The 17,026-nt window shown below is 56.8% G+C and carries 12 protein-coding genes and 1 tRNA gene; 1 reads left to right on the forward strand and 12 read right to left on the reverse strand.

Annotated features, from left to right (window positions below; translation table 11 throughout):
- Positions 1-72: 72 nt before the first annotated feature.
- The 12 genes from rpoC to tuf all read right to left on the reverse strand — a co-directional run bounded on the left by rpoC (position 73) and on the right by tuf (position 15,035).
- Positions 73-4,278 carry a DNA-directed RNA polymerase subunit beta' gene (rpoC, locus tag ACQZ6D_RS04465; protein ID WP_003519344.1) on the reverse strand — a complete coding sequence of 1,402 codons (4,206 nt, stop codon included), beginning with the start codon at positions 4,276-4,278 and terminating at the stop codon, positions 73-75.
- A 180-nt stretch (positions 4,279-4,458) separates the two neighbouring features.
- Positions 4,459-8,595 (reverse strand): DNA-directed RNA polymerase subunit beta, encoded by a 4,137-nt coding sequence (gene rpoB, locus ACQZ6D_RS04470; protein ID WP_013636439.1) that lies wholly within the window; start codon positions 8,593-8,595, stop codon positions 4,459-4,461.
- A 64-nt stretch (positions 8,596-8,659) separates the two neighbouring features.
- Positions 8,660-8,827, reverse strand: a complete 168-nt coding sequence (locus ACQZ6D_RS04475; protein ID WP_153793990.1) for a hypothetical protein — start codon at positions 8,825-8,827, stop codon at positions 8,660-8,662.
- Positions 8,828-8,856: 29 nt separating this feature from the next.
- On the reverse strand, positions 8,857-9,234 hold the full coding sequence (gene rplL / locus ACQZ6D_RS04480; protein WP_003519347.1) for a 50S ribosomal protein L7/L12: 378 nt from the start codon (positions 9,232-9,234) through the stop codon (positions 8,857-8,859).
- A 59-nt stretch (positions 9,235-9,293) separates the two neighbouring features.
- Positions 9,294-9,812 carry a 50S ribosomal protein L10 gene (gene rplJ, locus ACQZ6D_RS04485; RefSeq protein ID WP_003519348.1) on the reverse strand — a complete coding sequence of 173 codons (519 nt, stop codon included), beginning with the start codon at positions 9,810-9,812 and terminating at the stop codon, positions 9,294-9,296.
- Positions 9,813-10,169: 357 nt separating this feature from the next.
- Positions 10,170-10,865, reverse strand: coding sequence for a 50S ribosomal protein L1 (gene rplA, locus ACQZ6D_RS04490; RefSeq protein ID WP_065702391.1), 696 nt, complete (start codon positions 10,863-10,865; stop codon positions 10,170-10,172).
- 2 nt (positions 10,866-10,867) lie between these two features.
- Positions 10,868-11,299 carry a 50S ribosomal protein L11 gene (rplK, locus tag ACQZ6D_RS04495; protein ID WP_003519352.1) on the reverse strand — a complete coding sequence of 144 codons (432 nt, stop codon included), beginning with the start codon at positions 11,297-11,299 and terminating at the stop codon, positions 10,868-10,870.
- A 144-nt stretch (positions 11,300-11,443) separates the two neighbouring features.
- Complete coding sequence (gene nusG, locus ACQZ6D_RS04500; RefSeq protein ID WP_003519353.1) at positions 11,444-11,974, reverse strand: transcription termination/antitermination protein NusG; 531 nt, start codon at positions 11,972-11,974, stop codon at positions 11,444-11,446.
- Between the two features lie 21 nt (positions 11,975-11,995).
- Positions 11,996-12,196 carry a preprotein translocase subunit SecE gene (gene secE, locus ACQZ6D_RS04505; protein WP_003507689.1) on the reverse strand — a complete coding sequence of 67 codons (201 nt, stop codon included), beginning with the start codon at positions 12,194-12,196 and terminating at the stop codon, positions 11,996-11,998.
- Positions 12,197-12,380: 184 nt separating this feature from the next.
- A tRNA-Trp gene (locus ACQZ6D_RS04510) sits at positions 12,381-12,456 on the reverse strand.
- Between the two features lie 240 nt (positions 12,457-12,696).
- Positions 12,697-13,503, reverse strand: coding sequence for a glycosyltransferase family 2 protein (locus ACQZ6D_RS04515; protein ID WP_065702390.1), 807 nt, complete (start codon positions 13,501-13,503; stop codon positions 12,697-12,699).
- A 356-nt stretch (positions 13,504-13,859) separates the two neighbouring features.
- Positions 13,860-15,035, reverse strand: a complete 1,176-nt coding sequence (tuf, locus tag ACQZ6D_RS04520) for an elongation factor Tu (protein ID WP_013636434.1) — start codon at positions 15,033-15,035, stop codon at positions 13,860-13,862.
- Between the two features lie 432 nt (positions 15,036-15,467).
- On the opposite strand from tuf, the gene ACQZ6D_RS04525 reads away from it, so the two are divergent.
- Positions 15,468-16,100: a TerC family protein gene (locus ACQZ6D_RS04525; RefSeq protein WP_448729624.1), complete on the forward strand. Its 633-nt coding sequence runs from the start codon at positions 15,468-15,470 to the stop codon at positions 16,098-16,100.
- The last annotated feature ends 926 nt before the right edge of the window (positions 16,101-17,026 follow it).

Consider the following 17,026-nt stretch of genomic DNA (forward strand, 5'->3'; position numbering starts at 1 on the left):
CCCGGATTGCTCCGGGCGTTTTTTTACTGAACTTTGGCGGGGCTTCGTAAAGCCCCTGCCCTTGAGCAGACCTTATTCGGCCGGAGCCGGATCCGTCATGTCCTGCAGCATCTGTGTTGCAGAGCCTGCACCCGTACCCTTGCGGCGTTCCTCGAGAATGAGGTCGTCGCGCGAGGTGGCGATGCGGCGGATCTGCGTCATGGTGCCGCCGGTACCGGCCGGGATGAGGCGGCCGACGATGACGTTTTCCTTGAGGCCCTGCAGCGTGTCCGTCTTGCCGGCGATCGCAGCTTCCGTGAGAACCTTGGTGGTTTCCTGGAACGATGCGGCCGAGATGAAGGACGGCGTCTGCAGCGATGCCTTGGTGATACCGAGAAGAACCGGATCGCCATAAGCGGGCTTCTTGCCTTCTTCGATCAGGCGGTCGTTGTTGTCGTCAAGCTCGATACGATCGACATTGTCGCCAACGATGTAGTGGCTGTCGCCCGCATCGGTGATCTCGACCTTCTGCAGCATCTGGCGAACGATCACCTCGATGTGCTTGTCGTTGATCACAACGCCCTGCAGTCGGTAGACTTCCTGGATTTCGTTCACGAGGTAGGAAGCCAAAGCCTCTACGCCCTTGATTGCCAGAATGTCGTGCGGTGCCGGATTGCCGTCGAGAATGTATTCGCCCTTCTCGATGTAGTCGCCTTCCTGAAGATGGAAGGGCTTGCCCTTCGGGATCAGGTATTCGACCGGCTCGACGCCATCTTCCGCAGGCTCGATCATCACGCGACGCTTGTTCTTGTAGTCGCGACCGAGGCGGATCGTACCATCGATCTCAGCGATGACAGCATGATCCTTCGGACGACGTGCTTCGAACAGTTCGGCAACGCGCGGCAGACCACCGGTGATGTCCTTGGTCTTGGCGCTTTCCAGCGGCGAACGTGCAAGCACGTCACCCTGGAAGACCTTCGAACCAGGCTCAACCGACAGGATCGCGTCCACGGAGAGGTGGAAGCGGGCTTCGCCACCGCGGCTAAGCTTTGCGACAGCGCCGGAAGCATCCTTGATGATGATCGCGGGCTTGAGGTCCGAACCGCGCGGCGTCGAACGCCAGTCAATGACCTGACGCTTGGTGATGCCGGTGGATTCGTCGGTGGCTTCCAGAACGGAAAGACCGTCGACGAGGTCCTCGAAGTGAACGGTACCTTCCACTTCCGTCATCATCGGACGGGTGTAGGGGTCCCACTCTGCAAGACGCTGGCCGCGTTTTACCTTGTCGCCGTCATCAACGAAGATCTTCGAACCATAAGCGACACGCTGCGAGGAACGTTCCACGCCGCGCTCATCGAGAATGGTGACCGACATGTTACGGCCCATTGCGATGAGAACGCCATCGGAGTTCCGCAGGATGTTGCGGTTCTTGATCTGGATCGTGCCTTCGTACGAAGCTTCCAGGAACGACTGGTCGACCACGTTTGCCGTACCGCCAAGGTGGAAGGTACGCATGGTGAGCTGCGTGCCCGGTTCACCGATCGACTGTGCGGCGATGACGCCAACGGCTTCGCCCATGTTGACCGGAGTACCGCGAGCAAGGTCACGACCGTAGCAGACGCCGCAAACGCCGACCTGCACTTCGCAGGTCAGTGCCGAGCGGATACGGACGGACTGGATGCCAGCCTTCTCGATGATTGCAACGTCGGCTTCGTCGATCAACGTTCTGGCCTTGACGATGTTTTCGCCAGTTACCGGATTGTCGATGTCATCAAGAGCCGTACGGCCGAGGATACGTGCGCCGAGCGAGGCAACGACCTGACCGGCATCAACGATGGCGGTCATGGTGAGGCCCTTGTCGGTGCCGCAATCCACGGAGTTGACGATGCAATCCTGTGCCACGTCGACGAGACGGCGGGTAAGGTAACCCGAGTTCGCCGTCTTCAAGGCGGTGTCTGCAAGACCCTTACGGGCACCGTGGGTCGAGTTGAAGTACTCGTTAACGGTCAGGCCTTCCTTGAAGTTCGAGATGATCGGCGTCTCGATGATTTCGCCCGAGGGCTTAGCCATCAGGCCGCGCATGCCGCCCAGCTGACGCATCTGGTTCGGTGAACCGCGGGCGCCCGAGTGGCTCATCATGTAGATGGAGTTCATCGGCTTCTGGCGGCCCGTTTCCGGGTCGAATTCCACAGCCTTGATGCGCGCCATCATTTCTTCGGCGACCTTTTCGGTTGCCTTACCCCAGGCGTCGACAACCTTGTTGTACTTTTCGCCCTGGGTAATGAGACCGTCGTTATACTGCTGTTCGTATTCCTTCACCAAGGCTTCGGTGTCACCGACGATCTTAACCTTGCTGTCCGGAATGACCATGTCGTCCTTGCCGAACGAGATACCGGCGCGGCAAGCGTGAGCAAAGCCGAGCTGCATGATCCGGTCGCAGAAGATGACCGTGTCTTTCTGGCCGCAATGACGGTAGACCGTGTCGATCATCTTGGAGATGTTCTTCTTGGTCATTTCCTGGTTGCAGACGTCGAACGGCACGTTGACGTTCTTCGGCAGAAGTTCGCCGATCAGCATACGGCCAGGCGTCGTTTCATGGATCTTGGAAACCGGCTTGCCGTCAGCATCCACGGTCTTGAAACGACCACGGATCTTGGCATGCAGCGTCACGACCTTGTTTTCAAGCGCGTGATGCAATTCGCCGATGTCCGAGAAGGCCATGCCTTCGCCGGGCTCATTCTGGTTCATAATCGACAGGTAATACAGGCCGAGAACCATGTCCTGCGAAGGAACGATGATCGGATGGCCGTTTGCCGGATGCAGGATGTTGTTGGTCGACATCATCAGCACGCGGGCTTCAAGCTGGGCTTCAAGCGACAGCGGCACGTGAACGGCCATCTGGTCGCCGTCGAAGTCGGCGTTGAAAGCAGTGCAGACGAGCGGATGCAGCTGAATGGCCTTGCCTTCAACCAGCATGGGTTCGAAGGCCTGGATACCCAGACGGTGCAGCGTCGGTGCGCGGTTCAGAAGGACCGGATGCTCGCGGATGACCTCGTCGAGGATATCCCAAACTTCAGGCTTTTCCTTTTCAACCAGCTTCTTGGCCTGCTTGACGGTCGAGGAGTAACCCTTGGCGTCGAGGCGGGCATAGATGAACGGCTTGAACAGCTCGAGCGCCATCTTCTTCGGCAGGCCGCACTGGTGCAGCTTCAGTTCCGGACCGGTCACGATGACCGAACGGCCTGAATAGTCGACGCGCTTGCCGAGAAGGTTCTGGCGGAAGCGGCCCTGCTTGCCCTTGAGCATGTCGGAAAGCGACTTCAGCGGACGCTTGTTCGCACCCGTGATGACGCGACCGCGACGGCCGTTATCGAACAGCGCATCGACGGATTCCTGCAACATACGCTTTTCGTTGCGGATGATGATACCAGGCGCGCGAAGCTCGATCAGGCGCTTCAGACGGTTGTTACGGTTGATGACGCGGCGATAGAGATCATTAAGGTCGGACGTCGCGAAACGGCCACCATCCAGCGGAACCAGCGGACGAAGGTCCGGCGGAATAACCGGAACGACCTTCATGATCATCCATTCCGGACGATTGCCGGATTCCATGAAGTTCTCAACGATCTTGAGACGCTTCATGAACTTCTTCTGCTTGAGATCCGAGGTGGTCTCGGCAAGCTCGGCACGCAGGTCGCCGGCGATCTTTTCGAGGTTCATCGAAGCCAGCATCTCGTAGATGGCTTCAGCGCCGATCATGGCGGTGAACTGGTCTTCGCCGAACTCGTCAACGGCGATCATGTACTCTTCCTCGGACAGAAGCTGGTTCTGCTTCATCGAGGTGAGGCCGGGTTCGGTGACGATGTAGTTCTCGAAATAGAGAACGCGTTCGACATCCTTCAGCGTCATGTCGAGCAAGGTCGAGATACGCGAGGGAAGCGACTTCAGGAACCAGATATGGGCAACGGGCGCTGCGAGCTCGATATGGCCCATGCGCTCACGGCGAACGCGCGACAGCGTAACTTCAACGCCGCACTTTTCGCAGATGATGCCCTTGTACTTCATGCGCTTGTACTTGCCGCACAGGCATTCGTAGTCCTTGATAGGTCCGAAAATGCGCGCGCAGAAGAGACCATCGCGTTCCGGCTTGAACGTACGATAGTTGATGGTTTCCGGCTTCTTGATCTCGCCGTAGGACCACGACAGGATTTTTTCCGGCGAAGCGATCGAAATCCGGATGGAATCGAAATGCTGCGCAGGCACCTGAGGATTGAAAAGATTCATGACCTCTTGGTTCATGCCTTGTCTCCTTGAGAGGCTAGCTGCTGCCCCTGTTTGCATCTGGACCGGCTTCTTCCCGGGTCACCGTCCAGAGCTTTAAATACGGATTAACCGCACAATGCGGCGAAAGTGTCCCGCGGCAACCATTGGTCGCCGGGGAAACGGCAGGCGCCAACACGGCGCCCGCCTCTCTCATCTTTATTCCGCTGCGTCGGGCAGCTGATCCTCGGGCTGGGTCTCGACCTTCGAGTTCTCCAGTTCGACCGAAAGACCGAGCGACCGCATTTCCTTGACGAGAACGTTGAAGCTCTCGGGGATACCGGCCTCGAAGGTATCGTCGCCACGGACGATCGCCTCGTAGACCTTGGTGCGGCCCGCCACGTCGTCCGACTTGACGGTGAGCATTTCCTGCAGCGTGTAAGCCGCGCCGTATGCTTCCAGAGCCCAGACTTCCATTTCCCCGAAGCGCTGTCCGCCGAACTGCGCCTTGCCGCCCAGCGGCTGCTGGGTAACGAGCGAGTAAGGACCGATCGAGCGAGCGTGGATCTTGTCGTCAACAAGGTGGTTCAGCTTGATCATGTACATGTAGCCGACGGTGACCTTGCGGTCGAACGGCTCGCCGGTACGACCGTCATAAAGAACGGACTGACCGGATTCATGCAGACCTGCCTTCTTCAGCATCGCGGCAACGTCGGGTTCATGCGCACCGTCGAAGACCGGGGTCGCGATGGAAACACCGCGCTTGGCTTCTTCGGCAAGCTTGACCAGCGATTCGTCATCGAAGCGCTTTACCTCGTCATGCGATTCACTCGCATAGATTTCGGTAAGCTCCGTGCGAAGCTCGCTGATGTCCATCGTCTTGCGATACTCTTCGAGCATCTCGCCGATCTTCTTGCCCATACCAGCGCATGCCCATGCGAGGTGGGTTTCGAGGATCTGGCCGACGTTCATGCGCGAAGGCACGCCGAGCGGGTTCAAGCAGATGTCGACATGCGTGCCGTCTTCGAGGAACGGCATGTCCTCGACAGGAACGATACGCGAGACGACGCCCTTGTTACCGTGACGGCCGGCCATCTTGTCGCCCGGCTGGATCTTGCGCTTCACAGCGACAAAGACCTTGACCATCTTCATGACGCCAGGAGGCATTTCATCGCCGCGCTGGACCTTCTCGACCTTGTCCATGAAGCGCTGTTCAAGGCGCGACTTGGATTCGTCGTACTGGCCGCGAAGTGCTTCCAGTTCGGACTGGGCCTTCTCGTCTTCGACTGCAAACATCCACCACTGCGAGCGGGGATATTCGGAGACGACGGCGTTGGAAAGCTCGACGCCCTTCTTGAAGCCCTTCGGACCGGCGATGGAAACGTGACCACGCAGCATGTCGATCAGGCGGCCGTAGACGTTACGGTCGAGAATTGCCTGTTCGTCGTCGCGGTCCTTTGCCAGACGTTCGATCTCTTCGCGCTCGATTGCCATCGCGCGCTCATCCTTCTCCACACCGTGACGGTTGAAGACGCGGACTTCCACAACGGTACCAAACGTGCCCGGAGGCATGCGCATGGAGGTGTCGCGAACGTCGGAAGCCTTTTCACCGAAGATGGCGCGCAGAAGCTTTTCTTCCGGCGTCATCGGGCTTTCGCCCTTCGGCGTGATCTTGCCGACGAGGATATCGCCCGGCTGAACTTCCGCACCGATGTAAACGATACCGGCTTCGTCGAGGTTCTTCAGCGCTTCTTCCGAAACGTTCGGAATGTCGCGCGTGATTTCTTCCGGACCAAGCTTCGTGTCACGCGCCATCACTTCGAATTCTTCGATGTGGATGGAGGTGAACACGTCATCGGAAACGATACGTTCCGACATCAGGATCGAGTCTTCGTAGTTGTAGCCGTTCCAGGGCATGAACGCGACGAGCGCGTTACGGCCGAGCGCCAGATCGCCGAGGTCGGTCGACGGACCATCAGCGATGATATCACCCTTGGAGATGATGTCACCGACAGCGACCAGCGGACGCTGGTTGACGCAGGTGTTCTGGTTCGAACGCTGGAACTTCTGCAGACGGTAGATATCGACGCCCGACTTGCCGGCATCGAGTTCTTCCGTAGCGCGGATAACGATACGGGTCGCATCCACCTGGTCGACGACACCGCCGCGGCGAGCCGCGATGGCAGCGCCGGAGTCACGGGCGACGATCGGTTCCATGCCTGTGCCGACGAACGGCGCTTCCGCCCGCAGAAGCGGAACGGCCTGACGCTGCATGTTCGAGCCCATGAGAGCGCGGTTGGCGTCGTCGTTTTCCAGGAACGGAATAAGAGCCGCTGCGACCGAAACGAGCTGCTTCGGCGAAACGTCCATCAGGTTAATGTTGTCGCGCGGTGCGAGCATAACTTCGCCCGAGTGACGGCAAACAACGAACTCTTCAGTGAAGGCGCCTTCGCCATCGAGCTCGGCATTGGCCTGTGCGACGTAGTACTTGGCCTCTTCCATGGCGGAGAGGTAGATAACGTCGGTCGTCACCTTGCCGTCGATGATCTTGCGGTACGGGCTTTCGATGAAGCCGTACTTGTTGACGCGGGCAAAGGTGGCAAGCGAGTTGATCAGACCGATGTTCGGGCCTTCCGGCGTTTCGATCGGGCAAATACGGCCGTAGTGGGTCGGATGAACGTCGCGGACTTCGAAGCCGGCGCGCTCACGGGTCAGACCACCCGGTCCAAGAGCCGAAAGACGGCGCTTGTGGGTGATTTCCGAAAGCGGGTTCACCTGGTCCATGAACTGCGACAGCTGCGAGGAACCGAAGAATTCGCGAACGGCGGCAGCTGCCGGCTTCGCATTGATCAGGTCCTGCGGCATCACGGTGTCGATTTCGATCGAGGACATACGTTCCTTGATCGCACGTTCCATGCGCAGAAGGCCGAGGCGGTACTGGTTTTCCATCAGCTCGCCGACCGAACGCACACGGCGGTTGCCGAGGTTGTCGATGTCGTCGATTTCGCCCTTGCCGTCGCGCAGTTCGACCAGCATCTTGACGACAGCGAGGATGTCTTCCTTGCGCAGCGTGCGCACGGTGTCTTCCGCGTCGAGGTCGAGACGCATGTTCATCTTCACGCGGCCAACAGCCGAGAGATCATAACGTTCTGCATCGAAGAACAGCGAGTTGAACATCGCTTCTGCCGAATCCATGGTCGGCGGCTCACCCGGACGCATGACGCGGTAGATGTCGAACAGCGCTTCCTGGCGGTTCTGGTTCTTGTCCGCATGCAGCGTGTTGCGGATATAGGCGCCAACATTGACGTGGTCGATGTTGAGGACCGGAATCTCGTCAAAGCCGGACTGAAGAATGAGGCCAAGCGTCTTTTCGTCGATTTCGTCGCCGGCTTCGAGATAGATCTCACCCGTCGAGTAGTTGACGATGTCTTCGGCAAGGAAGTTGCCGTAGAGGTCTTCGTCAGTCGCCTTAAGTGCCTTCAGGCCCTTGTCGACGAGCTGGCGGATAAGACGCGGAGTCAGCTTCTTGCCACCTTCGACAACGACTTCGCCGGTGTCGGCGTCGATCATGTCGGTGATGACCTTGGCATTCTTCAACGTTTCAGGCTGGAACGGAATGCGCCAGCCATCGCCGGAGCGCTCGTAGGAAGCCTTGCTGTAGAAGGTCGACAGGATTTCTTCACCATCCATGCCAAGCGCCATCAGGAGCGAGGTCACGGGCAGCTTGCGGCGACGGTCGATGCGCGCATAGACGATGTCCTTGGCGTCGAACTCGATGTCGAGCCAGGAACCACGATACGGGATGACGCGGGCAGCGAACAAAAGCTTGCCGGAAGAATGGCTCTTGCCCTTGTCGTGGTCGAAGAATACGCCCGGCGAACGGTGCATCTGCGAAACGATGACGCGCTCTGTACCGTTGACGATGAAAGTGCCGTTATTGGTCATGAGCGGCATGTCGCCCATGTATACGGACTGTTCCTTGATGTCCTTGATGGACTTCGCGCCTGTATCCTCGTCGATATCGAACACGATGAGGCGCAGCGTCACTTTCAGCGGCGCTGCGTAGGTCAGATCGCGCTGACGGCATTCCTCGACGTCAAACTTCGGCGCTTCGAATTCGTAAGATACGAATTCGAGCATGGATGCGCCGGAAAAATCGGTGATCGGGAATACGGATTTGAATACGGCATTCAATCCCTCGTCGGGACGGCCACCCTTGGGCTCGTCAACCATGAGAAACTGGTCATACGAAGCCTTCTGAACCTCGATGAGGTTCGGCATTTCCGCTACTTCTGGAATTTTGCCGAAAAACTTGCGTACGCGCCTGCGACCGTTAAACGAAAGGGTCTGAGCCATCGTCGCTCCTTTAAAATTGCATCCGGGCCTGCAACGGACGGGAACCGATGGCCAGTCGATCCCGTCAAGCAATGGGTGTCATCAATCTCGTTCCACATCCCGGATCGATCAGGCCGGATTGCCTAGATGAGCCGGTTCGGAACCATTCTCTTGAAGAACCCATTACCCAAAAGCCATTTTCACGCGGCTTTTGGGTAATAAGTTTTAAAACGATGACGACGGAAAGGGGCATGAAGCCCCTTCCCGCCAGCAATCGCAAGATTACTTAACGTCGACCTTGGCGCCAGCGTCTTCAAGCTTCTTCTTGAGGTCAGCAGCTTCAGCCTTGGAAACAGCTTCCTTGACAGCCTTCGGAGCGCCTTCAACGAGGTCCTTAGCTTCCTTCAGGCCGAGACCCGTGATAGCGCGGACTTCCTTGATGACGTTGATCTTGTTGGCGCCAGCGTCAACCAGGATCACGTCGAATTCGGTCTTTTCTTCTTCAACGACAGCAGCAGCGCCAGCACCGCCAGCAGCAGCAACAGCTACCGGAGCAGCGGCGGAAACGCCCCACTTTTCTTCGAGAAGCTTCGACAGTTCTGCAGCTTCCAGAACGGTCAGGGTGGAGAGGTCTTCAACGATCTTTGCGAGATCAGCCATTTTGATAGTTCCTTTTGTTCAGTTCGAACCAGTTTGAATAATTACAGCGAAAAACCGCCTTAAGCGGCTTCGTCCTTCTTGGCGTAAGCCGAGAACACCCGTGCAAGCTGGCTTGCAGGTGCTGCGACAACCGTGGCGACGCGAGTTGCCGGGGCGTTGAGTAGGCCCAGCAGCTTTGCGCGCAGCTCGTCCAGCGAAGGCAGGGTCGCAAGCGACTTGACTGCTTCGGCGTTGAGCGTGGTTGCGCCCATGGAACCGCCGAGAACAACGACTTTATCGTTGGTCTTTGCGAAATCCATGACGACTTTCGGAGCAATCATAGGGTCGACGCTGTATGCAATCAGCGTCTGGCCCTTGAAGAGATCTGTCATCCCTTCCGACTCCGTGCCCTGAAGAGCGATCTTGGCCAGGCGGTTCTTCGCGACCTTGACGGTGCCTCCGGCAGCGCGCATTTTCGAACGGAAGTCGTTCATTTGCGCAACGGTGACACCAGCATAGTGGGCCACGACAACCGAACCGGAAGCCTTGAAGACTTCGTTCAGCTCCGTGACGAATTCGCGTTTTTCCGCTCTTTCCACTGTCTGTCTCCAGTAGACGGGGCCACATAAGTGTGAACCCGTCGGGTTTGCCTTTGCCCCAAGGGACCTTTTTACAAAGATCCCGAGCGACGCTCGAGGATCCTGTCCCCCGCTCTGTCGCCGCAAACGGCTTCAGGCACAGGCACACCAGGTTCGAACCGGACAGTCAGGCATCTGCGATGCCTCAAATCCAGCCTCACCCGTCTCATGCAGGTTGAATGATTAAGGCCAAACCCCGAAGGACATGGCCACCCGCAATCTCGGACAGGAGTTCCGGGTTTCCCCGGAAATCTCCGGCTCCCTGAGAGCCGGAAATTCTTTTAATCACGCTCCCCGACAGGGAAGCACGAGAATTGATTAAGCCGTAACCGACGAAGGTTCGATCTTGACGCCCGGACCCATGGTCGAGGAGATGGCAACGCGCTTGACGTAGTTGCCCTTGGCACCCGTCGGCTTTGCCTTGATGACCGCATCGGCAAAAGCCTTGATGTTTTCTTCAAGAGCCTTGGCGTCGAACGAAGCCTTGCCAATACCAGCGTGTACGATACCGGCCTTTTCGACGCGGAACTCGACAGCGCCACCCTTGGACGCCTTGACGGCGCCGGCAACATCCATCGTCACCGTACCGACCTTCGGGTTCGGCATCATGCCACGCGGGCCGAGTACCTTGCCGAGACGGCCGACGAGCGGCATCATGTCCGGGGTCGCGATGCAACGATCGAAGTCGATCTTGCCGCTCTGAACGATTTCAACCAGCTCTTCTGCGCCAACAACGTCAGCACCAGCAGCCGTGGCTTCATCAGCCTTGGCGCCACGTGCAAAAACGGCAACGCGAACGTCACGGCCCGTGCCGTTCGGCAGGTTGACAACGCCGCGAACCATCTGGTCCGCATGGCGCGGGTCAACGCCGAGGTTCATCGAAACTTCAACGGTTTCGTCGAACTTGGCGATCGCACGTTCCTTGACCATCGAAATGGCGTCGGTGAGAACGTAGAGCTTGTTAGGATCCACACCTTCGCGGATCTTCTGAATACGCTTTGCTACCTTGGCCATGATCAACCTACTACTTCCAGGCCCATGGCGCGGGCAGAGCCCTCAACCATTGCCATTGCGCCTTCGATATCGGCAGCATTCAGATCCTTCATCTTGGCTTCAGCGATCGTCTTGACCTGAGCCTTGGTGATGGAGCCAACCTTGGCGCCCTTACCAGGCGTCTTGGAGCCGGAGGTGATCTTCGCTTCCTTCTTCAGCCAATAGGTCATCGGCGGCTGCTTCATGACGAAGGTGAAGGACTTGTCCTGGTAATAGGTGATGACGACCGGAATCGGCATACCCTTTTCCATTTCCTGCGTGGCGGCATTGAACGCCTTGCAGAATTCCATGATGTTGATGCCGCGCTGACCAAGTGCAGGACCGATCGGCGGGGACGGATTGGCCGACCCTGCCTTCACCTGCAGCTTGAGCTGGCCCATAACTTTCTTAGCCATATCTCTCTGCCTTTCAATTCAAACCGGTCTCCCGGCTTCTCTCTAGCCGGATCGCTCCGGCGGCTGCGGTTGCGTGGTGCGGCGCCCTGCCCCGGCTATGGGAGCCCGTTTGCCTTCCACGCGATTGGGGTTTCACCCCTCCAGTCAGACCTTCTCGACCTGACTGTATTCCAGCTCGACCGGCGTAGCGCGGCCGAAAATCGAAACTTCCACCTTCAGGCGCGAACGCTCTTCGTCGACATCCTGAACAACGCCGTTGAACGACGCGAACGGACCATCGGAAACGCGAACCTGCTCGCCGACCTCGAACGAAACCGAAGACTTCGGACGCTCAACACCTTCCTGAACCTGACCGAGGATACGATCGGCTTCATAATCCGGAATCGGAACAGGCTTATTGTCCGAACCGAGGAAACCGGTCACCTTCGGCGTGTTCTTGATGAGGTGATAGGCCTCATCCGTCAGGTTGGCGCGCACAAGCACGTAACCTGGAAAGAACTTGCGCTCGCTGTCGACCTTGCGGCCACGACGCACCTCGACAACCTTTTCGGTCGGAACGAGGATTTTCTCAAAAAGATGATCAAGACCCTTCTGACGAGCCTTCTCTTCGATCGACTCAGCGACCTTCTTTTCGAAATTCGAATATGCGTGAACGATATACCAGCGCGCTGCCATTTTTATTCTCCGTTCAATCCGTTACCGGCCGACGTTCAGCACGAGGCTAAGCACCCAGCCGATGAGCTGGTCAGCAGCAAAAAAGAACAGAGCCGCAAAAATGACCATCACAAGCACCATAGCCGTCGAAATCATGGTCTCGCGGCGCGACGGCCAAGTGATTTTAGACGCTTCGGCGCGAACCTGCTGCAGAAACGTAAACGGATTGGTTTTGGATGCCATTGACTGCCCACGCAATTACGGCGCGTAAAGCCGAACTAATCAGCCCCACGCACCGCGTGTCTGTTTTGACCTTACATAAACACCGATTCCAGTTTTAACAAGAGGAAATCGACATTCGGCGAAATTCGCCGGAAAACCGGCACCCATCTGCCATGCAGCGAAGACCGCGCTTGCGGATGGAAAGTGGCAGGGGCAGTAAGGCTCGAACTTACGACCTGCGGTTTTGGAGACCGCCGCTCTACCAACTGAGCTATACCCCTTTAACACCTTAGCCGACCACGAAAATCACTTGGCCGCTTCGGTATGCGTTCCCTTTAAGGCGCACGGAAAAGAATGGCAAGCGCTTTTTATTCGCTTTCGGAAGAAACTGTTGACGCCCTCCCCGCCACGTTTTTTCCTCGGCCGCTTAACCGGTTACCCCCAAGCCCGTCACCTCAACGAACCCCTTTGCGGCATCCAAATGCGCTGGTTTGATACTTTCGCAACCGACCTTTAATCTTTTACGGCTCAAGCGCACTGCGATCGGACCTGATCAACTGACGCTCCCGATACTTGCGCTTGAAGTGTGCGACGTTGCGCGTCACCGAACGCCGCCATTTACGGACTGTCGCCAGCGAAAAGAATCTGTCGAGCTCTTGCGCCACACCGCGCCAACCACGGCGTTTCTTAAGACCATAATTGCTGCGGCCAAATCCCGAATGGCTAACGCCGGTTTCGGCCAACCACGCCATGATCGCGCCCTGATCCTTATAAAAGATACTAATTTCCGCCTCTGTCCGGAAGCCGGCATAACCTTGCGGTAGTTTTTTATAGCAGGACAACCGCTTGACGGTCGGATTGAAGGTGAAGCTATGCCAGACACGATGCGCGGTCGGCGGTATTCGCCAATACCCTAAATCTTCAACTGACTGCGCCTTGCGTCGAATGTCACGGGGCATGTCGTCATCGGTTCTGAGTTGAACGAGCGCCACCTGCGGGTCCCGCTTCAGTATTTCGATGCCCCTGCCCACAACCTTAGAAACAGGAAATGCCCAGTCGTCTTCGAGATGCAGGATGTAAGGGGTTTGCACTTCCGAATATGCCCGGTCGATAGAGCGGTGCTGCCCAATGTTGACGCCGTTCAAAATGACGCGGATCGGTTGCTCTGGATACCGCGCCGGAATCGCCCACACCGATTCGTCGTCAGAGTCCTCGATAATGATAAATTCCCGTAGCGGGTAATCATTAGTAGAGAAGAAGCTATCGAGAGTTCCGATGAGAAGATCAGGACGGCGGCAGCTGGTGAGCACAACAGTTAAATCGGACATGAAGTCGTCTCGGAAGAAAACTGGCCGATGAAAACAAGCCAGCCAAGCGCTAATTAATATAGTTTCATCTACGTCAAACGAGTTACAGGCGAATTACGTCGCTAAATACAAATAAAATTACATAATAATAAATCATAAATTACAATTATCTTAAATATAACGCATAATATACGCATAATATACGCATAAAATAAGTAAAATATCAGAATTTATACTCACATAATAAAAATATATGAATCTTTCAACTATATAAATTTACAGAATTCGATTTTTACATAAAAAAAACGGCGGTGCCGGAGACACCGCCGTTTTAGAACTAGATTTTTAAATCCGGCGAAACCGCCGTCTGTCGAAAATTACTCGACGATAGAAGCGACGATGCCGGCGCCGACGGTACGGCCGCCTTCGCGGATAGCGAAGCGCAGCTTTTCTTCCATCGCGATCGGAACGATCAGCTCGACTTCAACAGTGACGTTGTCGCCAGGCATAACCATTTCCGTGCCTTCTGGAAGCGAAACGATACCGGTAACGTCAGTCGTACGGAAGTAGAACTGCGGACGGTAGTTCGTGAAGAACGGCGTATGACGGCCGCCTTCTTCCTTCGTCAGGATGTAGGCTTCTGCCATGAACTTCTTGTGCGGCTTGACCGAACCCGGCTTGCACAGGATCTGACCACGCTCAACGCCGTCACGGGTAACGCCGCGAACGAGAGCACCGATGTTGTCGCCAGCCTGGCCCTGGTCGAGCAGCTTGCGGAACATTTCAACGCCGGTAACCGTCGTCTTCGACGTCGGACGAATGCCGACGATTTCGACTTCTTCACCAACCTTGACGATACCGCGCTCAACGCGACCCGTCACAACCGTACCACGGCCAGAGATCGAGAACACGTCTTCGATCGGCATCAGGAACGGCTGGTCGATCGGACGCTCAGGCGTCGGGATGTAGGCGTCAACAGCAGCCATCAGCTCGCGGATTGCGTCTTCACCGATCTTCTTGTCGGAATCTTCAAGAGCAGCAAGTGCCGAACCCTTGACGATCGGGATATCGTCGCCCGGGAAGTCGTAGGACGACAGAAGTTCGCGAACTTCCAGTTCGACGAGCTCGAGAAGCTCGGCGTCGTCAACCTGGTCAACCTTGTTGAGGAACACGACGATCGCCGGAACGCCAACCTGGCGAGCAAGCAGGATGTGCTCGCGCGTCTGCGGCATCGGGCCGTCAGCTGCAGAGCAAACCAGGATCGCGCCGTCCATCTGGGCAGCACCGGTGATCATGTTCTTCACGTAGTCGGCGTGGCCGGGGCAGTCGACGTGTGCGTAGTGACGGTTCGGCGTTTCGTATTCGACGTGCGCCGTCGAGATCGTGATGCCGCGAGCCTTTTCTTCAGGAGCAGCGTCGATCTGGTCGTACGCCTTGAACTCGCCGAAATACTTCGTGATCGCAGCAGTCAACGACGTCTTGCCGTGGTCGACGTGACCGATCGTGCCAATGTTGACGTGCGGCTTATTGCGCTCAAACTTGCTCTTTGCCATGTGAATTGCTTCCTGTGAACGTGAAGTAGTTTTCCCGGCGAACCGGTTTGGTGTCGCCGTTTAAGGCTTTGTAAGCGAATGCGCAAGACTTAATTGTCAAAGCACGGTCGCGCACGCCTAAGGCGCGCCTCAAGGTGCATATATGGTGCGTTCCGCGCGATATTCAAAGCTGGCTCAGCCTTCCCACGCGACGGGCAGACGGGACGCACGGACGGGACCCTGCCTGTACCCCTCTTCGCACAATCGGATCGTTAAATAAGCTTTTTCTTTATCACAACTTCTTTACCTGGACCCTCATCATGGCTTAAGGAAATTTCATCTCCGGGGGGAGACGGGCGAGCGGGACGATGCGCCCAGGCGCAAAACCTCTATGCCACATATTGATCAGCCGCGCTCTCCGGCGCGAAATTATATCCGTTTCAGGACCGCTCAATGGAAATCTTCACAGCCGCCGGCTTCACGGCATTCATGCAAGTCATTGCGATCGATCTCGTTCTCGCAGGCGACAATGCAATCGTCATCGGCCTTGCCGCCGCCGGTCTTCCCGCCCACCTTCGCCGCAAGGCGATCCTGGTCGGCATCATCGCCGCCACCGTATTGCGCATCGGCTTTGCCGCCGTCACCGTGCAGCTTCTCTCCATTGTCGGGCTACAACTCTTCGGCGGGCTCCTGCTTGTCTGGGTGTGCTGGAAGATGTGGTCCGAACTGCGCGAAGCCGCAGGCTCCATCGAAGACGAGGTGACGGACGAAGAGGCTGACCTGACCAAAGGTCACAAGACCTTCTTTCAGGCCGCAACCCAGATCGTCATCGCCGATGTGTCCATGTCGCTGGACAACGTGCTTGCCGTCGCCGGTGCCGCGCAGGACCATGTCACGGTGCTGATTATCGGTCTCGTCGTCTCGATCGCCCTCATGGGACTGGCCGCCAATTTCGTCGCCAAGTTGCTGCACCGCTACCGCTGGATTTCGTATCTTGGCCTGATGGTCATCATCTATGTGGCGCTCAACATGCTGTATCACGGCGTGATCGAAGTCCTGCCCTACATCAAGCCTTATTTCGGCTGAGACTGGCAGTCACATATTCGTCCCGAAAGGCCTGAAAACGAGAGTTTCCGGGCCTTTTCTTTTCATACCCACACAAATGCACCCTTGCCTGCACAGCATTGCAAGCGCACGCGCAGGTGAAATCGGCGCACAGGGGAATCGGTCTCCGCGTCCGCTGCAACATTCGGATAAGACAGGGAAATCGTAATTTTTTGCCTATGGATTTTGGCAATTGAGGTCAGCCACGGGCAAGCCTAGTGAGCTAGTTAATAAGTCATAAAAATAAAAAGAAAGGTAAAGCTGCCAATGGCTTATGACTGGACCGGCGGTCGCACCCGCCGCCTTCGCAGGATGAAGCTGGGCGCTGTTGCAAGCTCACTAATCCTGCTGGCGCTCTTAACAGCGCTCGTTCTAGGCTGAACGCGCTGCGCGCAATTCAACGCTGACCGGCGGCATGGCAAGGTTTCCCAAAACCGCCCTGCCGCCGCTCCTTCGGGGGCAATGTCCATTCTTTTTTGGCAATATTTGCCGAATATCAGCCGCGAAGACATGTCGTGGATACGCCGTCAAACATATGCATTCAAGCGGGTTCATTTCGGCTCTGAAGCTGCGGCAAGACCTATTGAAACAGCCAATAAATGACGCCAAGCACCAACGTCCACATCAGTAGTGATATGGCGAGTACGGCGAGGTAGTTTCGAAATCGTCTGGTCATCCGCCCACATTGCCGGCCAGCCGCCAAGGGACAGCCGTAACCGTTTGATTGCTGGATGCGGATCAAGCCGCAAGATCAACTCTTTCTATCAAGATGCTGAATCGCAAACCATTCGCAGATTTTACCCGCCCGAAACCGGGGTTGCCTGACCATGTGAATATCAACCCGCCGGTAAGCTTGAAAACGCTGGGCCACGCTTGCCGCAGGATTTGCAGGGCACAGGAAAAACCGC

This window comes from Agrobacterium sp. 22-3639C2 (assembly GCF_053522105.1).